General features: G+C 67.4%; 23 protein-coding genes. 18 read left to right on the forward strand and 5 right to left on the reverse strand.

Annotated features, from left to right (window positions below; translation table 11 throughout):
* Nucleotides 1–43 precede the first annotated feature (43 nt).
* The 5 genes from AU192_RS09420 to AU192_RS25040 all read left to right on the forward strand — a co-directional run bounded on the left by AU192_RS09420 (nt 44) and on the right by AU192_RS25040 (nt 3,893).
* Nucleotides 44–676 carry a hypothetical protein gene (locus tag AU192_RS09420; RefSeq protein ID WP_064395501.1) on the forward strand — a complete coding sequence of 211 codons (633 nt, stop codon included), beginning with the start codon at nt 44–46 and terminating at the stop codon, nt 674–676.
* A 40-nt stretch (nt 677–716) separates the two neighbouring features.
* Nucleotides 717–1,082 carry a thioredoxin gene (trxA, locus tag AU192_RS09425; RefSeq protein ID WP_064395502.1) on the forward strand — a complete coding sequence of 122 codons (366 nt, stop codon included), beginning with the start codon at nt 717–719 and terminating at the stop codon, nt 1,080–1,082.
* A gap of 26 nt (nt 1,083–1,108) precedes the next feature.
* A complete protein-coding gene (locus AU192_RS09430) occupies nt 1,109–1,957 on the forward strand; it encodes an enoyl-CoA hydratase (RefSeq protein WP_064395503.1) in 849 nt (282 codons plus the stop codon).
* Nucleotides 1,958–1,969: 12 nt separating this feature from the next.
* On the forward strand, nt 1,970–3,598 hold the full coding sequence (locus AU192_RS09435; RefSeq protein WP_064395504.1) for an ABC-F family ATP-binding cassette domain-containing protein: 1,629 nt from the start codon (nt 1,970–1,972) through the stop codon (nt 3,596–3,598).
* 103 nt (nt 3,599–3,701) lie between these two features.
* Nucleotides 3,702–3,893, forward strand: coding sequence for a helix-turn-helix domain-containing protein (locus AU192_RS25040; RefSeq protein WP_064348432.1), 192 nt, complete (start codon nt 3,702–3,704; stop codon nt 3,891–3,893).
* Here AU192_RS25040 and AU192_RS09440 read toward each other — a convergent pair.
* Nucleotides 3,890–4,483 (reverse strand): TetR/AcrR family transcriptional regulator, encoded by a 594-nt coding sequence (locus AU192_RS09440; RefSeq protein WP_064395505.1) that lies wholly within the window; start codon nt 4,481–4,483, stop codon nt 3,890–3,892. The two genes, AU192_RS25040 and AU192_RS09440, sit on opposite strands and share 4 nt — an antisense overlap.
* Before the next feature lie 19 nt (nt 4,484–4,502).
* Nucleotides 4,503–7,346: an aconitate hydratase gene (locus AU192_RS09445; protein WP_064395506.1), complete on the reverse strand. Its 2,844-nt coding sequence runs from the start codon at nt 7,344–7,346 to the stop codon at nt 4,503–4,505.
* A 159-nt stretch (nt 7,347–7,505) separates the two neighbouring features.
* Between AU192_RS09445 and AU192_RS09450 the strand changes: the two genes are divergently transcribed.
* From AU192_RS09450 to AU192_RS09495, 10 genes are all read left to right on the forward strand, one after another.
* Nucleotides 7,506–8,069: an Rv1476 family membrane protein gene (locus tag AU192_RS09450; RefSeq protein WP_064395507.1), complete on the forward strand. Its 564-nt coding sequence runs from the start codon at nt 7,506–7,508 to the stop codon at nt 8,067–8,069.
* Nucleotides 8,070–8,314: 245 nt separating this feature from the next.
* On the forward strand, nt 8,315–9,739 hold the full coding sequence (ripA, locus tag AU192_RS09455; protein WP_064395508.1) for an NlpC/P60 family peptidoglycan endopeptidase RipA: 1,425 nt from the start codon (nt 8,315–8,317) through the stop codon (nt 9,737–9,739).
* Nucleotides 9,740–9,770: 31 nt separating this feature from the next.
* The gene (ripB, locus tag AU192_RS09460; protein WP_064395509.1) at nt 9,771–10,478 is read left to right on the forward strand and encodes an NlpC/P60 family peptidoglycan endopeptidase RipB; all 708 of its coding nucleotides are present in this window, start codon (nt 9,771–9,773) and stop codon (nt 10,476–10,478) included.
* A gap of 135 nt (nt 10,479–10,613) precedes the next feature.
* Complete coding sequence (moxR1, locus tag AU192_RS09465; protein WP_064348434.1) at nt 10,614–11,762, forward strand: chaperone MoxR1; 1,149 nt, start codon at nt 10,614–10,616, stop codon at nt 11,760–11,762.
* Complete coding sequence (locus AU192_RS09470; protein ID WP_064395510.1) at nt 11,759–12,718, forward strand: DUF58 domain-containing protein; 960 nt, start codon at nt 11,759–11,761, stop codon at nt 12,716–12,718. The genes moxR1 and AU192_RS09470 overlap by 4 nt, the downstream gene beginning before the upstream one ends.
* A 21-nt stretch (nt 12,719–12,739) precedes the next feature.
* Nucleotides 12,740–13,747: a VWA domain-containing protein gene (locus AU192_RS09475; protein ID WP_064395511.1), complete on the forward strand. Its 1,008-nt coding sequence runs from the start codon at nt 12,740–12,742 to the stop codon at nt 13,745–13,747.
* A gap of 23 nt (nt 13,748–13,770) precedes the next feature.
* Nucleotides 13,771–14,781 (forward strand): VWA domain-containing protein, encoded by a 1,011-nt coding sequence (locus AU192_RS09480; protein ID WP_064395512.1) that lies wholly within the window; start codon nt 13,771–13,773, stop codon nt 14,779–14,781.
* A 60-nt stretch (nt 14,782–14,841) separates the two neighbouring features.
* Nucleotides 14,842–15,621, forward strand: a complete 780-nt coding sequence (gene fabG1 / locus AU192_RS09485) for a 3-oxoacyl-ACP reductase FabG1 (RefSeq protein WP_064395513.1) — start codon at nt 14,842–14,844, stop codon at nt 15,619–15,621.
* 29 nt (nt 15,622–15,650) lie between these two features.
* Nucleotides 15,651–16,460, forward strand: a complete 810-nt coding sequence (gene inhA / locus AU192_RS09490; RefSeq protein WP_064395514.1) for an NADH-dependent enoyl-ACP reductase InhA — start codon at nt 15,651–15,653, stop codon at nt 16,458–16,460.
* Between the two features lie 45 nt (nt 16,461–16,505).
* Nucleotides 16,506–17,492 carry a ferrochelatase gene (locus AU192_RS09495; protein WP_064395638.1) on the forward strand — a complete coding sequence of 329 codons (987 nt, stop codon included), beginning with the start codon at nt 16,506–16,508 and terminating at the stop codon, nt 17,490–17,492.
* Here the strand turns inward: AU192_RS09495 and AU192_RS09500 are convergent.
* Nucleotides 17,489–18,337 (reverse strand): hypothetical protein, encoded by an 849-nt coding sequence (locus AU192_RS09500; RefSeq protein WP_064395515.1) that lies wholly within the window; start codon nt 18,335–18,337, stop codon nt 17,489–17,491. The two genes, AU192_RS09495 and AU192_RS09500, sit on opposite strands and share 4 nt — an antisense overlap.
* 60 nt (nt 18,338–18,397) lie before the next feature.
* Here AU192_RS09500 and AU192_RS09505 point away from each other — a divergent pair, with 60 nt between their 5' ends.
* Entirely contained in the window at nt 18,398–18,829 is a 432-nt protein-coding gene (locus tag AU192_RS09505; RefSeq protein ID WP_064395516.1) for an NfeD family protein, read from the forward strand.
* A gap of 30 nt (nt 18,830–18,859) precedes the next feature.
* On the forward strand, nt 18,860–20,068 hold the full coding sequence (locus AU192_RS09510) for an SPFH domain-containing protein (protein ID WP_064395517.1): 1,209 nt from the start codon (nt 18,860–18,862) through the stop codon (nt 20,066–20,068).
* Between the two features lie 18 nt (nt 20,069–20,086).
* Here the strand turns inward: AU192_RS09510 and AU192_RS09515 are convergent, their stop codons facing one another.
* A complete protein-coding gene (locus tag AU192_RS09515; RefSeq protein ID WP_064395518.1) occupies nt 20,087–21,283 on the reverse strand; it encodes a phytanoyl-CoA dioxygenase family protein in 1,197 nt (398 codons plus the stop codon).
* Between the two features lie 60 nt (nt 21,284–21,343).
* Nucleotides 21,344–22,090: a TVP38/TMEM64 family protein gene (locus AU192_RS09520; protein ID WP_064395519.1), complete on the reverse strand. Its 747-nt coding sequence runs from the start codon at nt 22,088–22,090 to the stop codon at nt 21,344–21,346.
* A 99-nt stretch (nt 22,091–22,189) separates the two neighbouring features.
* Between AU192_RS09520 and mutA the strand changes: the two genes are divergently transcribed.
* The gene (mutA, locus tag AU192_RS09525) at nt 22,190–24,007 is read left to right on the forward strand and encodes a methylmalonyl-CoA mutase small subunit (protein ID WP_064395520.1); all 1,818 of its coding nucleotides are present in this window, start codon (nt 22,190–22,192) and stop codon (nt 24,005–24,007) included.
* Nucleotides 24,008–24,013 lie beyond the last annotated feature (6 nt).

Genomic DNA, 24,013 nt, shown 5'->3' on the forward strand with positions numbered 1-24,013 from the left:
CGGCGTCGGGTTCGGCGCGCTGCGTCCGTACGCTCGATGCGACATGAGCCAGCCTTACGTCGCCACTCGCCGTCAACTGCGCGGGGTGGCCGAAAGCCTGATCGCCGGCCCGCAGTACCGGTCCGCGGGCACGATCAGGCTCGCTGTGCGACCCGACGGGTTTGCCGCGGTCGCCCTACCCCTGTCGGTGCACGGCACCGACCTGGTGTTTCCGGACGGCAGTGTTCCGCTGGCCGGCCGCGTCCAAGCCATCGCGGAGGCGGCCGGTGTGATGCCCGGTCCTCCCGACGGCGTCTACCAGATCGTCGACCCGTTGCCCACCGACGCCGATCTCGAGCTCGATCCCGATGCCGCGGCGTGGCTTCAGCGTTCGCACTACGCCGGCGGATATGCGTTGAAACATGTTCTGCCCGAGCAACATCCGACGCTGTGGCCGGAACACTTCGACGTCGCCGCCGTCGAAGACGAGGTGAACTACGGGGTCTCGGCCGGTGACGAAACCCATCCGACGCCGTACGCATACGTCGGCCCGTGGCAACAGCGGACGGGTCCGTTCTGGAACGCGCCGTTCGGGGCCCTCTACCCACTCGACGCCACACATGACGTCGACACGTTGGCCGCCCGGATCACCGAGTTCTTCGAGCGTGGCCGCACTGAACTGGGTATCCGTCCGTAGGCTGGGAACAGACAGCTGACCATCAGCGTTAGGAATCAACGTGGCTACCCAAGACATCACTGCCGAACAATTCAACAACACCATCAACGACAACGAGATCGTGCTGGTGGACTTCTGGGCGTCGTGGTGTGGCCCGTGCAAGGCGTTCGCGCCCACGTTCGCGGCGTCCTCCGAACAACACCCCGACGTGGTGTACGCCAAAGTCGACACCGAGGCCGAGCAGGAGCTGGCCGCCGCGGCCGACATCCGGTCCATCCCCACGCTGATGGCGTTCAAGAAGGGCAAGCTGGTGTTCAACCAGGCAGGCGCGTTGCCGCCGGCCGCGCTCGAGGAACTGGTTCAGCGCGTCAAGGAGTTCGACATCGACGCGGCGATCGCCGCGCAGGACAACGGTCAGCCGGAGTGAACGTCTGCACGCGATAGCGTGCATGCGTGAGCGAGCACGCAGACAACAACACCGACGATCACGACGGCGACTTCGTCCTGGTCGACAGACCGCGCCCCGGCGTCGCGCTGGTCACGCTGAACCGTCCCGAGCGGATGAACTCCATGGCGTTCGACGTCATGGTTCCGCTCAAGAAGGTGCTCGACGAGCTGACCTACGACAACTCCGTGCGGGCGGTCGTGCTCACCGGCGCCGGCCGCGGGTTTTCCTCGGGGGCGGATCACAAGTCGGCCGGTTCCGTGCCACACATCGACGGGCTGACCCGGCCGACGTTCGCGCTGCGCTCGATGGAGGTGCTCGACGACGTCATCCTGTCCTTGCGCAAGATGCACCAACCGGTCATCGCGGCCGTCAACGGCGCCGCGATCGGCGGGGGCTTGTGCCTGGCGCTGGCCTGCGACATCCGCGTGGCGGCCGACGGCGCCTACTTCCGCGCGGCCGGGATCAACAACGGCCTGACCGCCAGCGAGCTTGGGCTGTCCTATCTACTTCCGCGCGCCATCGGTACGTCGCGGGCGTTCGAGCTGATGCTGACCGGACGTGACGTCGACGCCGCGGAGGCCGAACGCATCGGCCTGGTGTCGCGCGCGGTGCCCGGCGAGGACCTGCTCGAGGTTTGCTACCAGATGGGGGAGCGCATCGCGGCGTTCTCCCGGCCCGGAATCGAGTTGACCAAGCGCACACTTTGGAGTGGACTGGACGCCGGTAGCCTGGAAGGGCATATGCAAGCCGAGGGTCTCGGACAACTGTTCGTCCGTTTGCTCACCGCCAACTTCGAAGAAGCGGTGGCGGCGCGCGCCGAAAAGCGGGCCCCCGCATTCACCGACGACAAGTAAGGACGGCACAGCGTGATCACCGCAACGGACCTCGAGGTCCGCGCTGGGGCGCGCACATTGCTGTCCACCGACGGGACCGCGCTTCGCGTACAGCCTGGCGACCGGATCGGACTGGTCGGCCGCAACGGCGCGGGTAAGACCACCACGATGCGCATCCTCGCCGGCGAGGGCGAGCCGTATGCGGGCGACATCATCCGCAACGGCGAGATCGGTTATCTGCCACAGGATCCCAGGGAAGGCGACCTGGACGTGCTCGCCAGGGACCGGGTTCTGTCGGCGCGCGGCCTGGACACCCTGCTTGCCGACCTCGAGAAGCAGCAGCTGCTGATGGCCGAAGTCGCCGACGATGCCGCCCGCGACAAGGCCGTGCGAAAGTACGGCCAGCTCGAGGAACGGTTCGCGGCGCTGGGTGGTTACGCCGCCGAGAGCGAGGCGGGCCGGATCTGCGCGAGCCTCGGGCTACCGGAGCGGGTCCTCACCCAACCGCTGCGCACACTCTCCGGCGGGCAGCGCCGACGCGTCGAGCTGGCCCGGATCCTGTTCGCCGCCTCCGACAGCGGCGCGGGCTCGAGCACGACGCTGCTGCTCGACGAACCGACCAACCACCTCGACGCCGACTCCATCGGCTGGCTGCGCGACTTTCTGCAGAACCATCCCGGTGGCCTGGTGGTCATCAGCCACAACGTCGATCTGCTCGCCGATGTGGTGAACCGGGTGTGGTTCCTCGACGCCGTCCGCAGCGAGGTCGACGTCTACAACATGGGCTGGCAGAAATACCTCGACGCCCGCGCAACCGACGAAGCCCGGCGCCGCCGCGAACGCGCCAACGCCGAACGCAAGGCGTCCGCGCTACGCACCCAGGCGGCCAAGATGGGGGCCAAGGCCACCAAAGCCGTTGCCGCGCAGAATATGCTGCGTCGCGCCGACCGGATGATGGCCGCACTCGACGAGGAACGCGTCGCCGACAAGGTGGCGCGCATCAAGTTCCCGACCCCCGCGCCGTGTGGGCGGACCCCGCTCGTCGCCAAGGGGCTGACCAAGAACTACGGCTCACTCGAGGTCTTCACCGGCGTCGACCTGGCGATCGACCGGGGTTCGCGGGTGGTGGTGCTGGGGCTCAACGGCGCAGGCAAGACCACCCTGTTGCGCCTGCTGGCGGGGGCCGAGACGCCCGACGCCGGTCGACTCGAACCCGGTCACGGCCTCAAGCTCGGCTACTTCGCCCAGGAACACGACACCCTCGACAACAACGCGACGGTGTGGGAGAACATCCGCCACGCGGCACCCGACACCGGCGAGCAGGACCTGCGCGGGCTGTTGGGCGCCTTCATGTTCAGCGGACCGCAGCTGGATCAGCCGGCGGGCACACTGTCCGGCGGCGAGAAAACCAGGCTGGCGTTGGCCGGTCTTGTCGCATCGACCGCGAACGTGCTGCTGCTCGACGAGCCGACGAACAACCTCGATCCCGCGTCGCGCGAGCAGGTGCTCGATGCGCTGCGCAGCTACCTCGGCGCGGTGGTGTTGGTGACCCACGATCCCGGCGCCGCCGAGGCGCTCGAACCGCAACGCGTGGTCCTGCTCCCTGATGGCACCGAGGACTACTGGTCCGAGGATTATCGCGACCTGATCGAGTTGGCTTGAACAGCTCTGGCCATTACGCGAAGCGTTTGGTCATTTTCAAACGCTGTGTGTAACCGCTTCCTACGCTGGGTATCCGTCGGGGCATCGAAGCGGGGAGGTGCTGATGAAAAAGCTGGACAAGTCGAGAGACCAGTTGCTGAACGAGCTACGGAGTGCTTACGAGGGTGGGGCAAGTATCCGTACTCTGGTCGCGTCCACGGGACGCTCGTATGGTTCGATCCACAGCATGCTGCGTGAGTCGGGTACGACGATGCGCAGCCGTGGGGGTCCGAACCACCGCAGCAGGCGCCGCTAGTCGGCCTGCCGCACGGTCTCTTGGTCGCGTCGCTGCCGCAGTGACGCCTCGACCAGGTCCAGTACGGCACTGAGCTTTTCGGGATCGTCCCCAGACGCCAAACGTGCGACCAGGCCGTCGAGGACGAGATCGAGATAGGTCTGCAGCACGGTGCTGGGAACGTCGTCGCGCAGCCGGCCTGCCTGCTTCTGCATGCGTAGCCGCTGGGTCGTGGCCACCGACAGTTCGGCGGACCGTTCTGCCCAACCGCGGTGGAACTCCGGATCGTTGCGCAGCTTTCGCGCGATCTCGAGCCTGGTGGCCAGCCAGTCGAACTGATCGGGCGCGGCCAGCATGTCGCGCATGACCTGGACCAGTCCCTCGCGCGCAGCGACATCGGCCATGCGCTCGGCGTCCTCGCGGGCCAGTTCGAAGAACAGCGTGTCCTTGTCCCGGAAGTGGTGGAAGATGGCGCCGCGCGACAGCCCGATCGTCTGCTCGAGCCGTCGCACGGTCGCCTTGTCGTAGCCGTACTCCGCGAAACACCGGCGGGCGCCGTCGAGAATCTGCCGACGACGCGCCGCCAGGTGGTCGTCGGTGACCCGGGGCAACGCGGTTGTCCCTTCCGCGTTACTGCGACTCGAGCATGTTGCGCAGCACGTACTGCAGGATGCCGCCGTTGCGGTAGTAGTCCGCCTCACCCGGGGTGTCGATACGCACCACCGCATCGAACTCGACGTTGGAGCCGTCCGCTCCATCGTTTTTCGCGGCGGTGACGTGCACCGTCTTCGGCGTCTTGTCCTCGTTGAGCTCCTCGATGCCGGTGATGTCGAATGTCTCTGTGCCGTCGAGGCCCAGCGACTCCGCGGTCTCACCCTCGGGGAACTGCAGTGGAATCACGCCCATGCCGATCAGGTTCGACCGGTGGATCCGCTCAAACGACTCGGTGATCACCGCGCGCACACCAAGCAGCCGCGTGCCCTTGGCCGCCCAGTCACGCGACGAACCCGAGCCGTACTCCTTGCCGCCGAGCACGACGAGCGGGATATCCTGCGCCGCATAGTTTTGCGCGGCATCGTAGATGAACGCCTGCTCGCCGTCCTTGGTGAAGTCGCGGGTGTAGCCACCCGAGACGTCGTCGAGCAACTGGTTGCGCAGCCGGATGTTGGCGAACGTGCCACGGATCATCACCTCGTGGTTGCCTCGCCGGGAACCGAACGAGTTGTAGTCCGCACGCTCGACGCCGTGCTCGTCGAGATACTGCGCAGCGGGCGTGCCCGGCTTGATGGCACCGGCCGGGGAGATGTGGTCGGTGGTCACCGAATCACCCAGCAGCGCCAGCACTCTCGCACCCTTGATGTCGGTCACCGGTTCCGGCTCGGCCGACATCCCGTCGAAGTACGGGGGTTTGCGCACGTAGGTCGAATCCTCGGCCCATTCGAAGGTGTTGCCCTCCGGCGTGGGCAGGTTGCGCCAGCGCTCGTCACCCTTGAAGACGTCGGCGTAGTTCTTGGTGAACATCTCCTGGCTGATCGCCTCGGCGATCGTGTCGTTGATGTCGGACTGCGACGGCCAGATGTCGCGCAGGTAGACGTCGTTACCGTCCTTGTCCTGGCCTAACGGCATCTTGTCGAAGTCGAAGTCCATCGTACCGGCGAGTGCATAGGCGATCACCAGCGGAGGGGACGCCAGGTAGTTCATCTTGGTGTCGGGGTTGATCCGGCCCTCGAAGTTGCGGTTGCCCGACAGCACCGCCGCCACGGCGAGATCGTTGTCGTTGACGGCCTCGCTGATCTCCTCGGGCAGCGGCCCGCTGTTGCCGATGCAGGTCGTGCAGCCGTAGCCGACGAGGAAGAAGCCCAACTTCTCCAGATACGGCCACAGCCCGGCCTTCTCGTAGTAGTCGGTGACCACCTGCGAGCCCGGAGCCATCGTCGTCTTCACCCACGGCTTGGTGGCCAGACCCTTCTCGACCGCGTTCTTGGCCAGCAGCGCCGCGCCGAGCATGACCTCGGGATTGGAGGTGTTGGTGCACGACGTGATCGCTGCGATGACGACCGCGCCGTGGTCGAGCACGAACTCACCCAGTTCGTCCGAACTCACGGTTACCGGCTTACTCGGCCGGCCATTGGGTTCGACCGCCGCGCTCTCGACATGGGCGGGCGGCTTCTTGTTGTTGAGGAACGACGTGTTGCGCACCGGATCGCTGGCCGGGAACGTCTCGTCGATCGCCTCGTCGAGTTGGGAGTACTCGCCGTTGAATTCGCCGTCTTCGACGTAGTCGGTGATGTCCTGACGGAAGGCCCCCTTGGCCTCGTTGAGCGCGATGCGGTCCTGTGGACGCTTCGGTCCGGCGATCGACGGCACCACGTCAGACAGGTCCAACTCGATGTATTCGGAGAACTTGGGCTCCCGCTTGGGGTCGTGCCAGATGCCCTGTTCCTTGGCGTACGCCTCGACGAGCGCCAACTGCTCCTCGCTGCGCCCGGTGAAGCGCAGATAGCTGATGGTCTCCTCGTCGATGGGGAAGATCGCCGCGGTGGAACCGAACTCGGGGCTCATGTTGCCCAGCGTGGCCCGGTTGGCCAGCGGCACCTCGGCCACACCGTCGCCGTAGAACTCGACGAACTTGCCGACCACGCCGTGCTCGCGCAGCATCTCGGTGACCGTGAGCACGACGTCGGTGGCCGTCACGCCCGGCTGCCGCTCACCGGTCAGCTTGAACCCGACGACCCGGGGGATGAGCATCGACACGGGCTGGCCCAACATCGCGGCCTCAGCCTCGATACCGCCGACGCCCCAGCCCAGCACGCCGAGACCGTTGACCATGGTGGTGTGGCTGTCGGTGCCCACACAGGTGTCCGGGTACGCCACCCCGTCGCGGTCCATTACGACGCTGGCCAGGTATTCGATGTTGACCTGGTGGACGATGCCGGTGCCCGGCGGAACCACCTTGAAGTCGTCGAAGGCGCCCTGGCCCCAACGCAGGAACTGATAACGCTCGCCGTTGCGTTCGTACTCGATCTCGACGTTGCGTTCGAACGCGTCTTCGCGGCCGAACAGGTCAGCGATCACCGAGTGGTCGATCACCAGGTCGGCGGGGGCCAGCGGGTTGACCTTCTCGGGGTCACCGCCGAGGTCGGCGATCGCTTCGCGCATGGTGGCCAGGTCGACGATGCACGGCACACCGGTGAAGTCCTGCATCACCACGCGCGCGGGGGTGAACTGGATCTCCACGCTGGGATCGGCGTCGGGATCCCAGTTGGCGATGGCCTCGATGTGGTCCTTGGTGATGTTGGCGCCGTCCTCGTTGCGCAGCAGGTTCTCGGCAAGGACCTTCAGGCTGTAGGGCAGCTTGTCGGTACCCGGCACCGCGTCGAGGCGGTAGATCTCGTAGCTCTTGTCTCCGACCTTCAGGGTGTCGCGGGCGTCAAAAGAATTGGGGGAAGAATTTTCCGTATTACCTTTGCTCACATCAACTCCCGGCTAGTTCTCGCAGCCGACGGGCTGTGACGGCCGCGTTACAACCCTAACAGTACGCTTGTCCTGCAAGACGGTCAGGGTCGGTTCTCAGTCTCGTACCCACAGCGCGTGCTGTCACTCAGCTGAGTACCCATCACGTACGGTTCTTCTGTGTTCGGACCGCATGTGATTCCCTTTCTGCCGGCCTACATCCCGCCCGACGTCTGCGGGCCCGTGGGCATGGACCCCGCGACCACGCCGGTCGACACGTGCTTGAACCTGGTCATCGAGGACGTCCGTGACGACGGGGTGAGCGCGTCGCCCACACCCGAGAACGAGGGCCTGCCCGAGGTGGTCACCGAGGCCCAGCAGAAGGGCGTCGACCTGAAGATCGTCGTCGTGGACCAGAACCCGCCGATCGACACGCCGCTGCGCGATATCGCGACCGAGGTGGGCGAGGCGTTTCCGGGGTCGACGGTGCTCGTGCTCAGCCCGACGGATTCGGGCACCTTCAGTACGACGTTCGACCGCATGACGCTTGAGGCGGGTCAGGACGTGGCCGAAGGGCGCGGTCCGGTGCAGGGTTCGAAGAATTTCCTCAGTGAGCTGACGGCAACACACTTTCCGTGGACTGCATTGACGATTGTGGTGGTTCTGGGAGTGGTTGCCGCCGTTATCGGTACGCGACTTTTGCAGGTTCGCGCCAGGCGTCTCGCGTCGCATAGAAACGCCTGAATCCCCACTGCGCCAACGGTTTTGGAGTGACTGCAGAATGCCCCGGTATTCGCGAAGTCACGACCCGATAACACTTCTTTCAATTACAAACTTGTAATTCGCGACTTAAGTTTCTTTGGCGTCAGATGTGACGTACGGTGCAATCGGTAACTGTGTTGTAGATGTGCATCCTGTGACAAATGAGCACAGTCACCGTGACGAATGTGTCCGCACGTTCGCCTGAAGCCATAGGAGAACTGAGTCGGATGAGACGCACACCTGGCGCATCCGCTACGCGGCCGTGTGGACGGTTCTGCGCGGCCCTGATCGTGGCAGCCATGTTGTCCACCACCCCCGGCCTGGCCCTCGCGCAACCCGACAGCCCCGACAGCCTTGCCGCGCTGGTCGCCGCCGTCGCCGATGCCGATCAGAAGCTGCAGGATCTCGGCGCCGAGATTCAGCAGCAGCAGGAAAGCGTCAACAAGGCGATCCTCGACGTGCAGACCGCCCGGGACAACGCCGACGCCGCGCAGCGTGAGGTCGACGCGAGCCGGCAGCGCGTCGAGCACGCCAACATCGCGATCGAGCAGGCGCAGAAGCGGTTCAACTCCTTCGCCGCCGCGACGTACGTCAACGGCCCCTCGGATTCGTACCTGACCGCGGGCGATCCCGCCGAGGTCATCAAGACGGCCGCGGCGGGCCAGACGCTGGCGATCAGCTCGCAGCAGGTGATCGCCGATCTACAGCGGGCCCGCACCGAGCAGGTCAACCGCGAGTCCGCGGCGCGGCTGGCCAAGCAGAACGCGGACAAGGCGGTCGCCGACGCCGAAGCCAGCCAGCAGTCCGCGGTTTCGGCCCTGACCAACGCGCAGGAGACGTTCAAGTCCCAGCAGGCCCAGCTCGACAAGCTGGCCGCCGAACGCAAGGCCGCGCAGACCAAGCTCGCCGAGGCGCGTACCCAGGCCGCTCCGGCGCAACCGGCGGGCGCCGCCGCGCAACCGGCGGCCGCCGCGACGCCGAAAAGCCCCGACTGGGACCGCGCCCCGGAGGGTGTCGACCCCGGCACCGGTAACTGGGCCACGCCCTGGGACCCGACGTTGCCAGCGATCCCCAGCGCCTTCGTCAGCGGCGATCCGATCGCGATCATCAACGCGGTTCTCGGCATCGCGTCGACCTCGGCGCAGGTGACCCAGGACCTCGGTCGCAAGTTCCTGCAGTCGCTGGGAATCCTTCCGCAACCGGCCGCCGCGCCGGCCTTCAACAACGGCGCGATTCCGCGCGTCTACGGCAGGCAGGCGACCGAGTTCGTGATCAAGCGCGCCATGTCGCAGATGGGCGTGCCGTACTCGTGGGGCGGTGGCAACGCTGCCGGACCGAGCCGCGGCATCGACTCCGGCGCCGGCACAGTCGGTTTCGACTGCTCGGGCCTGATGCTCTACGCGTTCGCAGGCGTCGGCATCAAGCTCGACCACTATTCGGGTTCCCAGTACAACGCCGGGCGCAAGGTCCCGACGTCGCAGATGCGCCGTGGCGACATGTTGTTCTGGGGCCCCAACGCCAGCCAGCACGTGGCGCTGTACCTCGGCGACGGACAAATGATCGAAGCGCCCTATACGGGTTCGGTGGTGAAGATCTCGCCCGTGCGTACCAGCGGCATGACCCCGTACGCGACGCGTCTCATCGAATGGTGAGCGGTCAGAAGCGAAAGACGTTAGGAAGACTTTGCGTTTCAAGCTGATTCGGTTCTTGGGCGGTTGTGCGCTGCTGGTGGCGACCGTCGCGCTCACCGTCGGGCTGGCGACGCCGGCGACGTCCGCACCCGAGGACGGCCAGTGGGATCCGACGCTGCCCAAACTGATCAGCGCCGGTGCCCCTGGCGATCCCCTCGCGATCGCCAACGCGTCGCTCGCGGCGACCGCCCAGGCCACCGAAGTCACGATGAGCCTGGGCCGCAAGTTCCTGTCCACCCTGGGTCTTGCGCCACCGGAGGCCGCGGCGGCCAGCGTCGCGCCGGGCCGGGTGCGCGGACCGCAGGCGATCGAGTACGTCATCCGTCGCGGCGCCTCGCAGATGGGCGTGCCGTACTCGTGGGGCGGCGGCAAGCCGAACGGCCCGAGCCGGGGCATCGACTCGGGGGCCAACACCGTCGGGTTCGACTGCTCGGGTTTCACCCAGTTCTCGTTCGCCGGGGTCGGGGTCCTGATCCCGAAGTACTCCGGCGACCAGTACGACACCGGCCGCAAGGTGCCGACGTCGCAGGCCAAGCGCGGCGACCTGCTGTTCTGGGGTCCCGGCGGCAGCCAGCACGTCGCCATCTACCTGGGCGGCGGACAGATGCTCGAGTCCTCGGGCAGCGCGGGCAAGGTGACGGTGGGCCCGGTGCGTCACTCCGGCCTTCAGCCGTATGTGGCGCGCATCATCGAATCCTGAGCGGAGCCTGAGCCGAAGCTGAACGTTTCGGGCGGCGTCGACGGATTCTGCCGTGCCTGGAATAGTTGACGGCGAGCGTGCGGCCGCGACCGGGCTGTGCGGCACTGACCAGCGAGTTTTGTGGAAGGAACGTTGATGACCTCACCGAGTGGGCCGTCGCAGGGGCCTGGAGGCTACCCCGGCCAGGCACCGGCACAGGGATACCAGGGCTCACACGCCGCACCGTCGAGCCCGGCTTCCCAGAACGGCGGTCTGCAGCAGGAGGTCCACACGCTCGAGCGGGCCGTCTTCGAGGTGAAGCGCATCATCGTCGGCCAGGACCAGCTGGTCGAGCGCATGCTGGTCGGTCTGCTCGCCAAGGGCCACGTACTGCTCGAGGGTGTGCCCGGCGTGGCCAAGACGCTGGCCGTCGAGACCTTCGCCAAGGTGGTGGGCGGCACCTTCGCCCGCATCCAGTTCACCCCTGACCTGGTGCCGACCGACATCGTCGGTACCCGCATCTACCGGGTGGGCAAGGAGGAGTTCGACATCGAGCTCGGGCCCGTCGTGGTCAACTTCCTGCTCGCCGACGAGATCAACCGCGCCCCTGCCAAGGTGCAGTCCGCGCTGCTCGAGGTCATGGCCGAGCGCAAGATCTCCATCGGCGGTAAGACGTTCCCGTTGCCCCAGCCGTTCCTGGTGATGGCCACCCAGAACCCGATCGAGCAGGAGGGCGTGTATGCCCTGCCCGAGGCTCAGCGGGACCGCTTCCTGTTCAAGCTGAACATCGACTACCCGTCGCCCGAGGAAGAGCGGGAGATCATCTACCGGATGGGCGTCAAGCCGCCGGAGCCCAAGCAGATCCTCGCGCCCGGCGACCTGCTGCGTCTGCAGGACGTGGCGGCCAACAACTTCGTGCACCACGCGCTGGTCGACTACGTCGTCCGCGTGGTGACCGCGACGCGTCAGCCCGAGAAGTTCGGGATGCCCGACGCGAAGGCGTGGATCGCCTACGGCGCCTCACCGCGCGCATCGCTGGGCATCATCGCGGCGTCGCGCGCGCTGGCGCTCGTGCGCGGACGCGACTACGTGATCCCGCAGGACGTCGTCGAGGTCATCCCCGATGTGCTGCGGCATCGGTTGGTGTTGACCTACGACGCGTTGGCCGACGAGATCTCGGCCGAGACGGTGATCAACCGCATCTTGCAGACCGTGGCCCTGCCGCAGGTGAACGCCATTCCGCAGCAAGGTCATTCGGTGCCGCCCGTCGTGCCCGCCGCCGCTGGTGCGGCCAGCAATCGGTGACTCAAACACCAGGCCGCCCGACGCGCCAAGTCGATCTGCCGTCGCTGAAGCGCGGCGAGATCCGTGACCCCGCGCTGAGCGCGGCGCTGCGCAAGCTCGAGTTGACGGTGCGGCGCAAGCTCGACGGCGTGCTGCACGGCGACCACCTCGGCCTGCTGCCCGGCCCGGGTTCGGAACCGGGGGAGTCACGGCTCTACCAGCCCGGCGACGACGTGCGCCGGATGGACTGGTCGGTCACGGCGCGCACCACGCATCCGCACGTGCGGCAGATGATCGCCGACCGCGAACTCGAGACCTGGCTCGTGATCGACATGTCGGCCAGCCTCGACTTCGGCACAACCGGTTGCGAGAAGCGCGATCTCGCGGTGGCCGCCGCGGCGGCGATCACATTCCTCAACAGCGGGGGCGGCAACCGGATCGGCGCGATCATCGCCAACGGCGACACCGTGCGGCGGGTGCCCGCGCTGTCGGGCCGGATGCACGAGCAGGAGATGCTGCGCGCGATCGCGACGATGCCCAAGGCGCCTGCCGGCGTCCGCGGGGATCTGGCCGCCGCGATCGACGCGCTGCGCAGGCCCGAGCGGCGCCGCGGCATGGCGGTGATCATCAGCGACTTCCTCGGCCCGATCAACTGGATGCGCCCGCTGCGGGCGATCGCGGGGCGCCACGAGGTGCTCGGAATCGAAGTGCTCGACCCGCGCGACGTCGAACTGCCCGCGGTCGGCGAGGTGGTGCTGCAGGACGCCGAGACCGGAGTGACCCGTGAGTTCACCATCGACGAGCAGTTGCGCGACGACTTCGAGCGGGCGGCCGCGGCACACCGCGCGGACGTGGCCAGGACGTTGCGGCGATGTGATGCGCCGCTGCTGACGCTGCGCACCGATCGCGACTGGATCGCCGACGTCGTCCGGTTCGTCGCCAACCGCAGGCGTGGCGCGCTGGCGGGCCACGCCTGATATCGAGATGATTAGGCGCACATGACATTGCCGTTGCTCGGACCCATGACGCTGTCGGGTTTCGAAAACGCCTGGTTCTTCCTGTTTCTGCTCGCGGTGCTCGGAATCGTCGGGCTCTACATGGCCGTCCAGCTGGCCCGGCATCGGCGGATGCTGCGGTTCGCCAACATGGAGTTGTTGGAAAGCGTTGCACCCCAACGACCTTCGCGCTGGCGGCATCTTCCCGCGATCCTGCTCGTCATCGGTCTGGTGTTTCTGACGGTCGCGATGGCCGCGCCCACGCACGACGTCCGCATTCCGCGCAACCGCGCGGTGGTGATGCTCGTGATGGACGTCTCGCAGTCCATGCGCGCCACCGACGTCGCCCCCAACCGGATGGCCGCCGCCCAGGAGGCGTCCAAACAGTTCGCCGACGAACTCACCCCGGGAATCAACCTGGGCTTGATCTCCTACGCCGGCACGGCGACGGTGCTGGTGTCGCCGACCACGGGACGGGAGGCCACCAAGGCCGCAATCGACAAACTGGAGTTTGCAGACCGCACGGCGACCGGTGAGGGCATCTTCACGGCTCTGCAGGCGATCGCCACCGTGGGGGCGGTGATCGGCGGCGGCGACGAACCCCCGCCTGCGCGCATCGTGTTGTTCTCCGACGGCAAGGAGACGGTGCCGTCTAACCCGGACAACCCCAAGGGCGCCTACACCGCGGCCCGCACCGCAAAGGACCAGGGGGTGCCGATCTCGACGATCTCGTTCGGCACGCCGTACGGCTACGTCGAGATCAACGACCAGCGCCAACCCGTACCGGTCGACGACGAGATGCTCAAGAAGATCGCCGATCTGTCCGGCGGCGAGGCGTTCACCGCGTCGAGCCTTCAACAGCTGCGAGAGGTCTACGCCAACCTGCAGCAGCAGATCGGCTACGAGACGATCCGCGGCGATGCGAGCGTGGGGTGGCTGCGGCTGGGAACGCTGGCCCTGGCGATGGCGACGCTTGCGGCCCTTTTCATCAACCGTCGTCTGCCGAATTGATTTGCAAGGGATGACGATCTGAGATGACAGTTCCACTGCTGGGACCGCTATCGCTCACGGGATTTCAGCACATCTGGTGGTTCCTCCTGTTCGTGGTGGTTCTGGTGGCACTGGCCGGGTTGTACGCCGCGGCCCAGATCGCCCGGCGACGGCGGTTGCAGCGCTTCGCCAACACCGAGCTGCTCGACAGCGTGGCGCCAAAGCGGCCCAGCCCGATGCGTCACGTTCCCGCGGCGCTGCTGGCGATTTCGCTGCTGTTGTGCACCATCGCGCTGGCCGGGCCCACCCATGATCAACGCCTTCCCCGCAACCGCGCGGTGGTGGTGCTGGCCATCGACGTCTCCCAGTCGATGCGCGCCACCGACGTCGACCCGAGCCGCCTGGCCGCGGCCCAGGAGGCCTCGAAGAAGTTCGTCGACGAGCTCACGCCGGGCATCAACCTCGGCGTCATCGCCTATGCCGGGACCGCCAACGTCCTGGTCTCGCCGACCACCAACCGCGACGCGAGCCGGCGCGCGATCGAGAATCTTCAGGTGGCCGACAAGACCGCGACCGGCGAGGCCATCTTCACCGCACTGTCGTCGATCTCCACCGTCGGCGCCGTCATCGGTGGCGGCGATACGCCACCGCCCGCGCACATCGTGCTGTTCTCCGACGGCAAGGAGACGGTGCCGAACAACCCCGACAACCCCAAGGGTGCGTTCACCGCGGCACGGGCCGCCAAGGATCAGGGCGTGCCGATCTCGACGATCTCGTTCGGCACGCCGAACGGGTCGGTCGAGGTGAACAACGAGCGGGTCCCGGTGCCCGTCGACGACGAGGGCATGGAGAAGATCGCAGAGCTCGCCGGCGGCGAGGCCTACACCGCGTCCAACCTCGACGAACTCAACAAGGTCTACGACACCCTGCAGGACCAGATCGGGTACGAGACCGTGCGCGGTGAGGCGACCACCGGCTGGCTCCGGCTCGGCGCCCTGTTCGCGGCCGTGGCGGCGGTGGCCAGCCTGCTGATCAACCGACGGCTACCGCTGTGAGCGCGGCACTTCACTAAGGCGATTTCTTAAGAATGGCGGGCAGGCGATAGGTTGGCGGGCATGACTGCGCACGCGACGAGCAATGACACCGGAGCGACCGCCGAATCCGAATCGGCCGGTGGTCGTCCGCCTTTCGTCTCCCGCTCGGTGCTGGTGACCGGCGGTAACCGTGGCATCGGCCTTGCCATCGCGAAGCGCCTCGCCGCCGACGGTCACAAGGTCGCCGTCACCCACCGCGGTTCGGGGGCCCCCGAGGGGCTGTTCGGCGTGGTCTGCGACGTCACCGACAACGCCGCCGTCGACCGCGCGTTCAAAGAGGTCGAGGAGCATCAGGGACCGGTGGAGGTCCTGGTGTCCAACGCCGGCATCTCCAAGGACGCGTTCCTGATGCGGATGACCGAGGAGCGCTTCGAAGAGGTCATCAACGCCAACCTCACCGGCGCGTTCCGGGTGGCGCAGCGGGCCTCACGCACGATGCAGCGCAAGCGGTTCGGCCGGATCATCTTCATCGGCTCGGTGTCGGGCATGTGGGGCATCGGCAACCAGGCCAACTACGCGGCCGCCAAGGCGGGGCTGATCGGCATGGCCCGCTCGATCTCGCGTGAGCTGTCCAAGGCCAACGTCACCGCCAACGTCGTCGCGCCCGGCTACATCGACACCGAGATGACCCGGGCCCTCGACGAGCGGATCCAGGCCGGCGCACTGGATTTCATACCCGCCAAGCGGGTGGGCACCGCAGAGGAGGTGGCCGGCGCGGTCAGCTTCCTGGCGTCCGAGGATGCCAGCTATATCGCCGGCGCGGTGATCCCCGTCGACGGCGGCATGGGTATGGGCCACTAGATCTTTTCGCAAGAGAGAGGGACTTTCACATGACCGGTTTGCTCGACGGCAAGCGCATCCTCGTCACGGGGATCATCACCGACTCGTCGATCGCGTTCCACATCGCCAAGGTCGCCCAGGAGTCGGGTGCGGAGTTGGTGTTGACCGGGTTCGACCGGCTGAAGCTGATCCAGCGGATCGCCGACCGGCTGCCCAATCCGGCGCCGCTGTTGGAGCTCGACGTGCAGAACGAGAAGCACCTCGACACGCTGTCCGAGCGCATCACCGAGGTGATCGGCGAAGGCAACAAGATCGACGGCGTGGTGCACTCGATCGGGTTCATGCCGCAGTCCGGCATGGGCATCAACCCGTTCTTCGACGCGCCCTACGAGGACGTCTCCAAAGGCATTCACATCTCGGCCTTTTCGTATGCCTCGTTGGCGAAGGCGACGCTGCCGATCATGAACCGCGGCGGCAGCATCGTCGGCATGGACTTCGATCCGACCCGCGCGATGCCCGCCTACAACTGGATGACCGTGGCCAAGAGTGCGCTCGAGTCGGTGAACCGCTTCGTCGCCCGCGAGGCCGGGCCGTACGGTGTGCGTTCCAACCTCGTCGCGGCGGGCCCGATCCGCACGCTCGCGATGAGCGCGATCGTCGGCGGCGCACTGGGCGCCGAGGCCGGTGAGCAGATGCGGTTGCTCGAGGAGGGCTGGGATCAGCGCGCGCCGGTCGGCTGGGACATGAAGGACCCGACCCCGGTGGCCAAGACGGTGTGCGCACTGCTGTCGGACTGGCTGCCTGCCACCACCGGCACCGTGATCTACGCCGACGGCGGCGCAAGTACGCAGTTGCTGTGACGGACCGCAGGTAAATGGACATCGATGAGCGCTTGCGCGAAGAGCATTGACTTCGACGCCGTCCTGCTGCTCTCGTTCGGCGGGCCGGAGCGCCCCGAAGACGTGATGCCGTTCCTGGAGAACGTGACTCGCGGGCGGGGCATTCCGCGGGAGCGGTTGGCGTCGGTCGCCGAGCACTACCTGCATTTCGGCGGCGTCTCGCCGATCAACGGCATCAACCGGGCGGTGATCGAGCGGCTGCGCACCTACGTCGACGTTCCGGTGTATTTCGGCAACCGCAACTGGGAGCCCTACGTCGAGGAGGCCGTGACCGCCATGCGCGACGACGGGGTGCGCCGTGCGGCGGTGTTCACCACGTCCGCGTGGGGCGGCTACTCGAGCTGCACGCAGTACGTCGAGGACATCGCCAGGGGGCGGCAGGCGGCGGGCGACGCGGCCCCGCAACTGATCAAACTGCGCCAGTACTTCGACCATCCGCTGTTCGTGCAGATGTTCGCCGACGCGATCACCGACGCAGCGAGGGCGGTGCCGCACGACGCGCGCCTGGTGTTCACCGCTCACTCGATTCCGCTGGCCGCGCGGTCGCGCTGTGGCGCAGAGCTTTACGAGCGCCAGGTAGCGTATACCTCCGGGCTGGTGGCGGCCGCGGCCGGGTATGACGACTACGACCAGGTGTGGCAGTCCCGATCCGGCCCGCCGCAGGTTCCGTGGCTGGAACCCGATGTGGGCGACCATCTTTCGTCGCTGGTCGAGAACGGCACCACGGCCGTGATCGTGTGTCCGATCGGTTTCGTCGCCGACCACATCGAGGTGGTGTGGGACCTCGACACCGAACTGCGCGAACAGGCCGAAGAAGCCGGAATGGCGTTCACCAGGGCGGCGACGCCGAACGCCGATCTCGCACGTGTCGCCGCCGACCTGCTCGCCGAGTTGCGCGACGGCCGGGACCCTGAACGGGTGCCAGGACCGAATCCGCCGCCGCTGCAGGGGTATTCGGTCGACGGCGTGCTGTGCACGCCGGCCTGCGGCTAGCCTCGCCAGGCTGAGTGCAGGACCGCGTCGACCGCGGCCAGTCGCGCCGAGCGCACCACGGTCGACAGCGGACGCAGCGCGTCGTTGGCGATCTGCACCTCAGCGGAGCTGTGCAGCCCGATCGGTATCAGCCCGGCGCTGACCGAGATGATCGCGTCGACGTGCGCGGCGTTCTCCAGCACGCGCGCCGCCCGGTCTGGCGCGTGGTCGGGAAGGCGATGCATGCGGGTGGATTCCAGCACCTGCTCGACGAGCCCGCGGGGATCCTCCACGTCGATCTCGGCCGCGCCTGCGCGCAGTGCCCCGAGCGCGTCCGCCGCCGAGCGGACCGCCGACCGCAGCGCGTACTCGGCCTCGGCGAGATTTACGTATCCCACGGGCGGGGATCCTTCGGGTATCGAGTACACCGTCCACGACAGCCCGCACGGGTCACGGTCGAACTCGTCGGAATCCTCGAATTCGTCGTACTCGAAATCCGGCACCAGGCCGATCGATCCCGCACCGGAGACGACGAGGGCCTCGCCCGCGGTCACCGCGTCGCGCTGGAACTGGGTGCCTGCTGGCAGCCCCCGGACGTCGCCGGGCACCGGAAGGGCCAGGCCGATCGGCGGTTCCGTCACGCCGGGGCCGGCGGCCGTGCGCAGCGTCTGCAGCAGAGACACCGCACCCGTATCCACCAGATCGGGCCAGGGCAAACCAGTCGCGCCGGCCGCCACGGAATCGTAGGCGGTTACGGAATGCTTTGGCGCCCAATGTGATAGCGCATCGAGGACATCGTCGGGCGCGGCAACGCCCGCTAACCAGGCATTGGCCCACACCGACAGCGAAACACTGGGACACCACATGATGTTCGAAGTGTAGTTGTTACGCCCGCAGGTGTTCGGGCGCGACGATAGGGTGGTGTCATGCCCGCTGCGCTGATCTGGTTAATTGCCGCGCTGGCGCTCGCCGGTGCCGAAGCACTGACCGGCGACCTGTTCCTCCTCATGCTCGGCGGCGGGGCGCTGGCCGCGGCCGGTTCCAGCCTGATCTTCGACGACCTGTGGGTCCACGGCGCGGTGTTCGCCGTCGCGTCGATCCTGTTGCTTGTGCTGGTGCGGCCCGCGCTGCGCAGGCACTTCCAGGCCGGTACCGGTCTGCCCGACCCGGCCAAGGCGCTCGAAGGCAAAAGCGCGCTGGTGCTCGACCGGGTGGCCCAGCATGAGGGACAGGTGAAGCTCGACGGTGAAGTCTGGACGGCGCGGCCGCTCAACGAGAACGACGTGTACGAACCAGGGGACCAGGTGACCGTCGTGCAGATCGACGGTGCCACCGCCGTCGTCCAGAAGCTCGCCTAGAACAGGCTGGGTACGAGGGAAGGAATCGTCATGGATGGAGCCGTCGCCGGCCTGGTGCTCGTCGGCGTGCTGGTGGTGTTCGCCGCCATCATCGTCGCGAAGTCGATCGCGCTGATACCGCAGGCCGAGGCCGCGGTCATCGAACGGCTCGGCCGCTACAGCAAGACCGTGTCCGGTCAGCTGACACTGCTGCTGCCGTTCGTCGACCGGATCCGTGCCCGCGTCGACCTGCGCGAGCGGGTGGTGTCCTTCCCGCCGCAGCCGGTGATCACCGAGGACAACCTGACCGTGCAGATCGACACGGTGGTCTACTTTCAGGTGACCAACCCGCAGGCCGCGGTCTACCAGATCAGCAACTACATCGTCGGTGTCGAGCAGCTGACCACGACCACGCTGCGCAACCTCGTCGGCGGTATGACGCTGGAGCAGACGCTTACCTCACGCGACCAGATCAACACGGCGTTGCGCGGCGTGCTCGACGAGGCCACCAACCGCTGGGGGCTGCGGGTCGCCCGTGTCGAGTTGCGCAGCATCGACCCGCCACCGTCGATCCAGGATTCGATGGAAAAGCAGATGCGCGCCGACCGCGAGAAGCGCGCGATGATCCTGACCGCGGAAGGCAACCGGGAATCGGCCATCAAACAGGCCGAGGGCCAGAAGCAGGCACAGATCCTGGCCGCCGAGGGTGCCAAACAGGCCGCGATCCTGGCCGCGGAGGCAGATCGCCAGTCGCGCATGTTGCGCGCCCAAGGCGAGCGCGCGGCGGCCTACCTGCAGGCCCAGGGCCAGGCGAAGGCCATCGAGAAGACGTTCGCGGCCATCAAGGCGGGCCGGCCAACGCCGGAGATGCTGGCGTATCAGTACCTGCAGACCCTGCCCCAGATGGCCAAGGGCGAGGCGAACAAGGTGTGGCTGGTGCCCAGCGACTTCGGTTCGGCGCTACAGGGTTTCACCAAGCTGCTCGGCGCGCCGGGGGAGGACGGCGTGTTTCGCTACACCCCGTCGCCGGTCGACGACACGCCGGTCAAGACCGACGACGACGATGAGGTCGCCGACTGGTTCAACACCGAGACCGATCCCGAGATCGCCCGCGCCGTGGCCAAGGCCGAAGCCGAGGCGCGCACGTCGGTGGACGGCCCCGCGCCCATCAACGCGCCGCCGTCGTTCCCGGGGATCGGCCAGCAGACCAACCCTGCGGGGCAGGAACGCGAGCCCGGCGGCGGGGCGCACTCCCGTTGAGACGTGGCAGCCGGGCGGTCACTGGCTCGTGTTCAGCGGCGCCGCGTCGGCCATGCGCCTCAACTGCTGACGGCCGGTCTGGGCGCCGTCGTCGATCGTCGGAAGGCTGAAACTGGTGTACATCACCCGTCGGTCGCGATCCACCGGCGGCTGAGCCATGTGCAACGTGCACGAGAGGTGGACGGTGACGTCACCGGTCTCGGTGGCGAGATCGACGACTGGAAGGTCGAGACCGGGTTGCAGGCTTGGTGCGGGCCACACGAGGGCTCGATGCGAACCGGCGACCACTCGCAGCTGACCCGACGTGGCACCGCCGGCGGTTACTGAGATGCCGACCGTGAGGCCACAGCAGTCGTAACTGTGTCGACCGAGGGCACAGTCTTTGTGCCAGGGGACATCTGAGATGCCCCTTGTGACGCCGAGCGGCTTGAAAAGAGCCTCAACGCGTTTCCCATCCCATCCGCTTGGGACGTGTGCGTCGCCCGTCAACCTGCCGATTCTGGCAAGACGTTCGTCAGCGACGAGCTCAGCGGCTGTCCGAGACTCTGCATCGAATTCCTGCATCCGCACCAGCGCGTGGGTCCCGTCTTTCAGGGTGGCCCACCATGAGCGCCCGTCGCCCTCGAAGTAGCGCGGCGCGGCGAGGTCCATTTCCGTCGAGACGGCCGACATCTCCGCTTGGCTGAACACGCCCTTGATGTGCAGGTAGCCGGCTTGTTCGAGGAACCAGGCCATCTCCTCGGCTGGATCGTCTGGGGCGAAAGAGCTTTGCAGGTTCAGTGGCTCGCCGTGGCGATCCAGGAAGACGACAGCCCCGTTGACATGAGGGGTCGTGCCGTCGATCGCGGCTCGCAGGAGGAGCCACCAGTCCAAAACGTCAGACAGTTCCCCGTGCACCTCCAGCGCGCCGGTGGCCAGCCACCCCATCGGGGTGACCTGGTCGGCGATCAGCGCCGCCAGCTGCTCTGCGTCGATTCGCAGTACGGTGCCGGTCGCCGGCCCTCTCCCGCATGTCATGCGGTCGCCGTCGACGCCGAGGGTCCAGCGCTGATCGTCCACCGAAACGGTCAGCGGTCGCGGCGGGCGCTGCTGAAGCGATGGCGTGAGCCGCTCGTTCGAGTCGGCGAACAAGTGCGGGAGCGCGGCCTCGAAGAACTCGGCGGGCTCAACAACTGCGGGGTCGCCGTCGACCCTCGTCCGTACGTCGACACTCATGTGTGCGAACCAGCGTAGAAAGCTCCAACCCTTCCCATCAAGGGCAGACGACGGCCGACTTCATCGCGTCAGGCGCAGCGGTTCATCGATCTCGGCTTCGACCGTGCGCTCGCGATGGTGGCGCCGGTGCACGCGGACCTCGTAGACCAGGCCCGCCACGCCCAGGCTGGCGGTGCAGAACGAGATCAACACGAGCAGGGGGCTGACATTGCCGGTCAGCGCGTCGCCGAGGATCACCACCGCCGCAGTGCCCGGCACCAGTCCCGCCAAGGTGGCCAGCGCGTAGGGGAGCACGCGCACCGACGACACGCCCGCGGCGTAGTTGAGCACCGCGAACGGCACGGCGGGAATGAGCCGCATCGACAACACCGTCGGCCAACCGCGTTCGCGCAACCGCGCGTTGAGGGACTCGATCCGCGGATGGCGCACCGTTCGGTCCAGTCGAAGGCCCACGGCGCGCACGAGCAGCACCGCGATGACCGCGCTGATCGTCGCCGCCGTCACCGCCAGGGGGATCCCCAGCACCGGGCCGAAGAGCAGGCCTGCGCCGAGCGTGAATGCCGTGCGGGGGAACGGGAACACTGTCACCACGATGTGGGCGGCCAGAAACGCCAGCGGAAACCACGGCCCGACCGAGGTGGCCCAATCGCGCAACTGCACCGCGGTCGGCACCGGGACCAGCAACGCAACTGCGACGAGAATCACAATCGCCGCCAGCGACCCGACCAGACGCACCCGCGAGACGCTCGAAAACGTCGCGATCACCGCCCCTCGGACCGCGCGCAGGGTGCTGACGACGGAGTTCACGCCTACCAAGACTACGGAACCGCGGCCGAAGTCACCTGTTCGCGGGCCCGCGAGTCGACCGACCGGCAGACACCGCTGTGACTGCGATCATTTAGCCTGATGATCGTGCAGAAACCCACTGTGGTCGAGGCCGATCGCGAGCGCTGGCGCTCAGCGGTTGCCGCGGTACTGGCAAAGAGCACCCGGCGCGATCCCGCCGATCTGCCCGCCGAGCCCGAGCGACTGCTGGATTCGCCCACCTACGACGGCTTCGCGATCCGCCCGCTGTACACCAGCGCCGATGCGCTTCCCGAACCTCCGCTGCCCGGGCAGTGGCCGTTCGTGCGCGGCGGTGACGCGCTCCGTGACGTGAAGGCCGGCTGGAAAGTCGCCGAGGCGTTCCCGACGAACGGGTCCGGCAACGTGGCCGAATCCAACGGCGCCGTTTTGGTCAGCCTCACCGAGGGGGTCAGCGCGCTCGTCATCCGCGTCGGCGCGCCTGCAGGCGTCGCGGCTTCGGAGTTGGACCGGCTGTTCGACGGCGTTTTCCTCGACCTCGTCCCGGTGCTGTTCGAGATCGCCGGGCCCGATTACGTTTCGGCCGCCGACGCGATGCTCGGACTGCTGAGCGACCTCGACGCCGACCAACGCTCCCGGCTGTCGGTGGACCTCGGCGCGGACCCGTTGACCGCACCGTTGAGCGGGCGCGCGGCTCCCGAGATCGCCGACGTCGTGGCCACCGCGGCCAAGCTCGGCGACTACAGCGGCGGCGTTCGCGCCGTTGCCGTCGACGGACCCGCGTTCCACAACCTCGGCGCCAACGCATCGTGGGAGCTGGCCGGCCTGGTGTCGGCGGGCGTGAGCTACCTGCGGCAGCTGGAAGAGGGCGGTATCGGTGTCCCGGATGGGTTGCGGCAGATCAGTTTCCGCATCGCCGCCGACGACGACCAGTTCATGACGATCGCCAAACTGCGGGCCGCGCGCCTGTTGTGGGCCAGGATCGCCGAGGTCGTCGGAGCGCCGGAGCACGGAGCGGTCACCCTGCACACCATGACGTCGCTGCCGATGATGTCCAAGCGCGATCCGTGGGTGAATATGTTGCGCACCACGGTGGCCGCCTTCTCGGCGGGTGTCGGCGGGGCCGACACCATCCAGGTCCACCCGTTCGACGTCGCGATCCCCGGCGGCTTCCCGGGCACGGCGCCGAGCTTCGCGCGCCGGATGGCCCGCAACACCCAGCTCCTGTTGCTCGAGGAGTCACATCTGGGCCGTGTGCTCGACCCGGCGGCGGGTTCCTGGCATGTGGAGGACCTCACCGAGGAGCTCGCCGAGCAGGCGTGGAAGCACTTCCAGGACATCGAATCCCGCGGCGGCTTCGAACAGGCCCGCGATCACATTTCGGCCCAGATCGCCGAGGTCGCCCAGCAGCGCGCCGAGGACATCGCACACCGGCGAACCGCGCTGACCGGTGTCAATGAGTTTCCCAATATCGTCGATCCGGCTCTGCCGCAAGGTGATTCGCTGCCCGGGGTGGCCCGTTATGCGGCGGGCTTCGAGGAGCTGCGGGACCGCTCCGACGCTTTCCTCGAGAAGACCGGGGCCAGACCGAAGGTGTTGCTGCTGCCGCTCGGTCCGCTCGCCGAACACAACGTGCGCACCACCTTCGCCACGAACCTGCTCGCGTCGGGCGGTATCGAAGCGGTGACCGAGGCGGAGCAGACACCGCCGATCGCCGTGATCTGCGGCACCGACGCCCGCTACGGCGAGGAAGCCTCGGCCGCGGTCGACTCGGCACGCAAGACGGGCGTATCGCATGTGCTGCTCGCCGGGCCGGAAAAGGCCGTCGCCGAAGCCGATTCCAAACCGGACGGCTACCTGACCGCGAAGATCGACGCGGTCGCCACCCTGTCGGACCTGCTCACCAGATTGGGGGCCTGAGGTGAC

Origin of the sequence: Mycobacterium lehmannii (assembly GCF_001499925.1) — a bacterium.
In the GTDB taxonomy this organism is placed as follows: domain Bacteria; phylum Actinomycetota; class Actinomycetes; order Mycobacteriales; family Mycobacteriaceae; genus Mycobacterium; species Mycobacterium lehmannii.